Annotated in this window: 6 protein-coding genes; 2 read left to right on the top strand and 4 right to left on the bottom strand. The window is 58.5% G+C overall.

The window, feature by feature from the left end; all coding sequences use genetic code 11:
• Nucleotides 1-506 precede the first annotated feature (506 nt).
• Both fliK and BLV85_RS09420 read left to right on the top strand, forming a co-directional pair.
• A complete protein-coding gene (gene fliK, locus BLV85_RS09425) occupies nucleotides 507-1,520 on the top strand; it encodes a flagellar hook-length control protein FliK (RefSeq protein ID WP_245725156.1) in 1,014 nt (337 codons plus the stop codon).
• Nucleotides 1,489-1,803 (top strand): EscU/YscU/HrcU family type III secretion system export apparatus switch protein, encoded by a 315-nt coding sequence (locus BLV85_RS09420; RefSeq protein ID WP_090414592.1) that lies wholly within the window; start codon nucleotides 1,489-1,491, stop codon nucleotides 1,801-1,803. Before fliK ends, BLV85_RS09420 begins: the two co-directional genes overlap by 32 nt.
• A 398-nt stretch (nucleotides 1,804-2,201) precedes the next feature.
• Here the strand turns inward: BLV85_RS09420 and BLV85_RS09415 are convergent, their stop codons facing one another.
• From BLV85_RS09415 to BLV85_RS09400, 4 genes are read right to left on the bottom strand one after another with little or no spacing between them, the layout of a single operon-like run.
• The gene (locus BLV85_RS09415; RefSeq protein WP_090414591.1) at nucleotides 2,202-2,993 is read right to left on the bottom strand and encodes a flagellar brake protein; all 792 of its coding nucleotides are present in this window, start codon (nucleotides 2,991-2,993) and stop codon (nucleotides 2,202-2,204) included.
• 31 nt (nucleotides 2,994-3,024) lie between these two features.
• The gene (gene fliE / locus BLV85_RS09410) at nucleotides 3,025-3,354 is read right to left on the bottom strand and encodes a flagellar hook-basal body complex protein FliE (RefSeq protein WP_090414589.1); all 330 of its coding nucleotides are present in this window, start codon (nucleotides 3,352-3,354) and stop codon (nucleotides 3,025-3,027) included.
• A gap of 17 nt (nucleotides 3,355-3,371) precedes the next feature.
• Nucleotides 3,372-4,691 carry a sigma-54-dependent transcriptional regulator gene (locus BLV85_RS09405; protein ID WP_090414587.1) on the bottom strand — a complete coding sequence of 440 codons (1,320 nt, stop codon included), beginning with the start codon at nucleotides 4,689-4,691 and terminating at the stop codon, nucleotides 3,372-3,374.
• A 2-nt stretch (nucleotides 4,692-4,693) separates the two neighbouring features.
• Nucleotides 4,694-5,920, bottom strand: a complete 1,227-nt coding sequence (locus tag BLV85_RS09400; RefSeq protein WP_090414585.1) for a sensor histidine kinase — start codon at nucleotides 5,918-5,920, stop codon at nucleotides 4,694-4,696.
• Between the last annotated feature and the right edge of the window lie 80 nt (nucleotides 5,921-6,000).

Raw genomic sequence — 6,000 nt, 5'->3', positions numbered from 1 at the left:
TTCGAGACCTCAGGGTGCAACGGCTTCCCCAGAAAACGCTGTTACTTTACAGTGTTGAGCAAGTTTGCTGCTCACTATTAATATACAAGGGTGCACTTGTGCACCGGCTTTTTCTGTGTAAAAAAGGGCTGCTGGGGACCGGTATTTGACTGCAATTCAAACCACGAATACACACGAATAGACACGAATGATGACAATCACTTCGGTTGTGTTTCAACCGTAATTGGGCCGGTTATCACCCCTTCACCCCACCACATGACACAATCCCTGCGCGCATCACCACCAATTCATTCGTGTCCATTCGTGGTTCCCCCTGCCGCCCCTGCTCTGTTGTAAAGTCTTTTCCATTTGTTCCGATATTCCTATAGGCTTGCAAAGCGCCTCTGGGACGTTTTCGGGGGCGCATGCGGGTTATGGCAATGCAGCCGGATGGATGGATCGGGCTGGCATTTTTTGGGTTTGTACAGTCATGCAGTCCTTTCATATATAAGACCTAACAGGAGTTGATGGTGATTCCCTTTCCTGTCAAACCGGTGGCGATTCCGGCTGTTCTGCTGGGGGATGTCGGGCCGGTCAAGCCGGTCAGTCCGGCGCAGGCTGCGCCGGATGCCGTTCAGTCGGACCCGTCCACTTTCGTTCCGGGCCAGAAATATGTGGCGCGGGTCGAGGCGCGGTTGAGTAATGGTTTATCGGCCGTTAGCATCGAAGGCAAGTTGCTGCATATGCGGTTGCCTGCTGCGGCCACGCCTGGCAGTCAGCTGGAGCTGACCTTGATCACGCATGCACCGCGCTTGAAATTTCTGCTGCCCGGCCATCCGGCCGGTGGCGACAATCCGGCGACATTCAGCAGCATCGGCAAATTTATTTCGCAGTTGCTCAGCCAGGTGTCATCGTCCTTCAGGCCGGTCGTGAAAAGTGCCGCACCGCTGTTGCCGGCACCGCCGACCAGCAGCACGCAGTTGCCGCAACCGCTCCAGCAGGCCGTGACCCAAAGCGGATTATTTTATGAAGCCCATCTGGCCAACTGGATCGGTGGCAAAACCAGCTTGCAACAGATCCGCCAGGAACCACAAGGCAGGCTAGCGCCGCTCGTGACGGCGGGCGAGGTGGCGGGCAGCTCGCCGGTTGCATCGCAAACCCTGCCGCTGGTACAGCACCAGCTGCAGGTGCTGGAAACCGGCTTGATACAATGGCGGGGCGAAATATGGCCTAATCAGACTATGGAATGGGATATTGCCGAACACCCGCCGGAGCACGCTGCCAATGAACCGGCAGACAGCGCATCCCGCTGGCAGACCCAGGTGCACCTCCAGCTGCCGAAATTGGGCGCGATCACCGCCTTGCTGACCATTGACCGGCAAGGCGTACAGATCAAGCTGGACACCGGCGCACCGGCGGCCGCAGCCCACCTCGATCTGGCACGCGCCGCACTGACCACCGCCATGCAGGCTAGCGGGCTATCCGTTCAAACCCTGGAAATACAGCAAGATGACGCATCCCGATCCGACCCACCAGACTGAACCACCCGCCCAGACTGATCAGCATCCAGCCCAGAGCGCGGTCGCGCTGACCTATCGCGACGGCATGCGCGCGCCCAAGGTGGTCGCCAAGGGACGGGGGCTAGTCGCCGAGGAAATCATCCGGCGCGCGCAGGAAGCCGGCGTCTATGTGCATGAATCCAAGGAATTGGTGGCGCTGCTGATGCAAATCGACCTGGATGACCGCATCCCGCCGGAATTGTACGTCGCCGTGGCCGAGCTGCTGGCCTGGCTCTATCGCCTGGAAGCCGGCCTGGAGCAGTAACCCGCTAGTCGCCATATAGAAAAAAGCAAGGCCGTTGGTGTCCAGTGAGCGGCTTTGTGGGAACCACGAATGGACACGAATAGACACCAATGATTCGGTGGCAATGCTCACATGAGTTGAGCTCTATCATGTGGCGGGGCAAATAGGCGAGGACTGGCCCAGTTACGGCTGAAACACAATCGAAGTAGCTTGCATTATTCGTGTTAATTCGTGTCCATTCGTGGTTTTGGCCGTAGGGTGCACCCGTGCACCATCAAACACCCGGCCCCCAGCAGCCCTTTTTTACACGGCAGAAACCGGTGCACAAGTGCACCCTACGCCCTTTGCCGACCGCCACCGGATGGGGGAACCACGAATGGACAAGGCAACTTGCAAAGACTGTGGCGGTCATGCGGCTGTCAGAATTCGTCATCGCGGGTAAATTGGCGCATTTGCTGTTCGAGCCGGGTGATGTAGCGTTGTATCAGCGCGCGGGATTTTTCGGGCAAATCTATGAATTCGCAGCCGGCGCGCTGGGAGGTGTCGCCATTCTTGAGGACGGTGGTATAGATGCTTCGGATCTGAATGGTGGCCACGATCATGCCAAATTGCGGCATATCGATCTGGCAGTTTTCGAATACTGTGCCGGGAGTCAGCTTGAGCTCGGCTTGCGAATCGATCAATGCTATGCCACCGCAACTGATATCGGACAAATTGAACAGGGCGGTTTCCTTTCCTTTTTTTTGCGGCAGCGGAATGCTGCAGGTAGCTGAGTGGGTAATAGGCGTCATAATTCGATAGAAATTCCGTCTTTGTATCCGTAACAAGCTAGCGGGGATATCTGCCCTGAAAGCACTGCGGCCTTCAAATTGCACCAGCGTCAGATTGGTGCAATTGAATTCGATTCTGATCCGGTTCTGGGTTGTGACGCAGCGCAAACTGCCCACTCTTTGTGCCAATTGATTGATGATTTCGTCGGCACCGTAATCCATTATCAGCATTTTCTTGGCCGGATCCACCGCCAGAATGCTGGACAGGATAAATTGTTTGCTGCGTTCAAGATGGAGCGTAATGGCCGATTTTTCCTGCATGATGGCGTTCAGAATGAACTGAATTTCGACCGGAGAAGCGATGCTGAATGCTTCCTCCTCCTGGTCTGATTCCAAAGTGGAGAATTTTGTCATTTTGGAATGTGATTGAAGTGCGCTCATAGTTTTCCTTGTTTACCGGGATTTAAAGTTTTCACACCTGCATATTCATGATTTCCTGGTAGGCGGTCACCAGCCGGTTGCGCACCTGGATCATGGACTGGAACGAAATATTCGCTTTTTGCAGAGAAATCATCACTTCATGCAGCTCGATATCCGGTTTGCCCTGGACAAATGACTCGCTCATTTGCCCGGCGGTCTGCTGCACGCTGTTGACCTGATCGACCGCCGATTTGAGCAACTGGCCAAAATCGGCATGGGCGGGCGCCATCGTCGCCGGCTGCGTGGGCGGGCTGCCGGCCGCCTGTTCGGAAGTCGATTTGATTTGGGTGATGATCTGGTTGATGCCTGTGAGTGAGTCCATGTTGTCTCCGATTGCTTTCAACACTGGGCGAGCCGGTATTGTTGCAGTTTGTAACGCAGGGTACGCTCGGATATGCCGAGCCTCTGTACGGCCAGTTTGCGCGAGCCATTGACGGCCGCCAGCGTTTGCAAAATATGCTCACGCTCCAGCGATTTGATATCGCGCATGGGTGTGGGGTCGGCGGCCGTGGCCGCAGGCAATACTGGATCGGGCGAACCGGCAGGCAGATTCAAATGCGCGGCCTCGATTGCGCCAGTTGCCAGAATCATGGCGCGCTGGATCACATTCTCCAGCTCGCGCACGTTGCCCGGCCAGGCGTATTGCTGCAGGCGCTCGACTGCGGATTGGGACAATGTGCAACGGGTTGAACCGGTTTGCATCGCCCGGTCGAGAAAGCGCTGCGCCAGTGGCACGATATCCTGCGGGCGTTCGCGCAGGGGCGGTATCTCCAGCGGAAAGACATTCAGCCGGTAATAAAGATCTTCGCGGAATTCCCCCGCATGCACCTGTTCGAGCATGGTGCGGTTGGACGTGGCGATTAAGCGGATATCCAATTTCACGGGCTTGCGCCCCCCGACCCGCTCCACTTCGCGTTCCTGCAGCACGCGCAACAGTTTCGCCTGCAGGCCGAGCGGCATTTCCGAAATCTCGTCGAGCAGCAAAGTGCCGCCCTCCGCTTGCTCGAACTTGCCGGCCTGGGATTGCATCGCGCCGGTAAAAGCGCCCTTTTCGTAGCCAAAAAGCGTAGCTTCCAGCAGGTTCTCGGGTATGGCCGCACAGTTGATCGCGACAAACGGTTGTCCCGCGCGCGCCGAATGCCGGTGGATATAGCGCGCCAGCACTTCCTTGCCGCTGCCGCTCTCGCCCGTCAGCATGACGGTTGCATTCGATTGGGCCACTTTCTTCGCCAGTGACAGCAGCGCATGGGTGCGCACATCCTCGGCCACCATTTCCGATTGTGCATCCGCAGGCACCGGCAGCAGGTAACGCTCGACCTGCGCCAGCAGGCTTTTATGATCGAACGGCTTGAGCAGGTAATCGCTGGCACCGGCACGCATCGCCGCCACCGCCTGGCCGATTTCCCCATAGGCGGTCATCAGCACCACCGGGATCTGCGGATAATCGCGCCGGATGGCTTGCAGCAACGCATGGCCATCCATCGGCCGCATTTGCACATCGCTCACCACCAGGCCGACCGCTTGCGCTTGCAGCAGGCGCAGCGCTTCTTCCCCGTTGGCGGCCGCCAGTCCCTGGTAGCCCGCCAATCTGAGCGTGGTATGCAAGGCTTCCAGCAAATCCGGATCATCTTCCACCACTAAAACAGGCAAATTCTGCATTTTTACGACCTTTTATTGTTAGACCATTGCACCGCCCCGGCCACAACCTCGGCCTGCAGCGTGCGCGGCAATCTGACCGTGAAGCGGCTGCCGGCGCCTGGCGCCGACTCCACTTCGATATCGCCATTCAGCGCGCGAATCACGTTATGCACGATGGCCAGGCCCAGCCCGGTGCCTTCGGTGCGGGTGGTGAAGAACGGCTCGAACAAGCGCGCCTGCAAGGCCGTGTCGATGCCGGGGCCGTCATCACTGACGGACAGCACGACTTCATCCTCGCCGGCCGTGCAGGCCAAAGTAATCCGGCCACCAGGCAAGGATGCCTGCATAGCATTGTCGAGCAGATTGGTCAGCGCGCTGCACAATGCTTCGTGGTTCACATGCAGGTTGACACCCCTGCTGTGATCCTCAACGCGGAACTGCAGGCCGCGCTGCTGCATCTGCGGTGCCAGCGCGCGCTGCAGTTCGTTCAGCAGTGTGGGCAACGCCACCTGCCCGGCCGGTGCGGTCTCGCCTTTCACGAATTGCAGCATGTTGCGTATCAGCTGTTCCAAGTGATGCAGCCGCTCTATGGTTTTAGCGGCAAGACCGCGCCGTTCCTGAGCGGGCAACGTTTCATTGCTCAGGTGGCCGGCATACAGCAGGGCCGTGGACAAAGGCGTGCGCAGTTGATGTGCCAGACCGGCGGCCATTTCACCCATTTCGGCCAGCCTTTGATGACGCAGCGCGCGCGCCTGCATGGCATGGGCGTCGGTAATGTCATGAATCAGCAGAATGCGCGCGCTGGATGTTGCCGACTGACTGCTTTCGATGCGGACCCGGCGCAATCCAGCCGGGTCACCTATGCCGGCATACCATTCGCCGCATACCCCGGCCGGGCCCAAGCGCTTGTCCGCGATTTGCCGCCAGGGCAACCCCAGCAGGGGTTGACCGAGCAGGCGCACCGCCGCCGGATTGACGCGCTCGATGCGCTCAGCGGCATCCAGCGCCACGACACCGCCGGGCAAGGCGGTCAGCAGCTGGCTGAGTTGCTGCGACAACGCCTCTTTGGCGGCCAGCTCGCGCTGCAACTCCCCATTGGCCACCGCCAGCTCCCCGGTCAGGCGGGAAACCTGCTGCTGCAATTCGCGGTAGACGCCGGAAAGCTGCGTGGAAGCCTGGCTGAATACCGCAAAGGCCTGGCGCAGTTGCTCATGGTCAGTTGTCAGAGTGGCCGCATCGTCAGTTTTCATGAAGGAAACTTGTCTGCATTATCGATGTGGAGCAGCTTAGCACCGACCACTGCCCTGCCCAGTGCTGAAATAACGCGAGC

Origin of the sequence: Nitrosomonas halophila (assembly GCF_900107165.1) — a bacterium.
GTDB classification, from domain to species: domain Bacteria; phylum Pseudomonadota; class Gammaproteobacteria; order Burkholderiales; family Nitrosomonadaceae; genus Nitrosomonas; species Nitrosomonas halophila.
The sequence above is the reverse complement of the archived record's forward strand: the minus strand, read 5'-3'. Positions and strand labels throughout refer to the sequence as shown.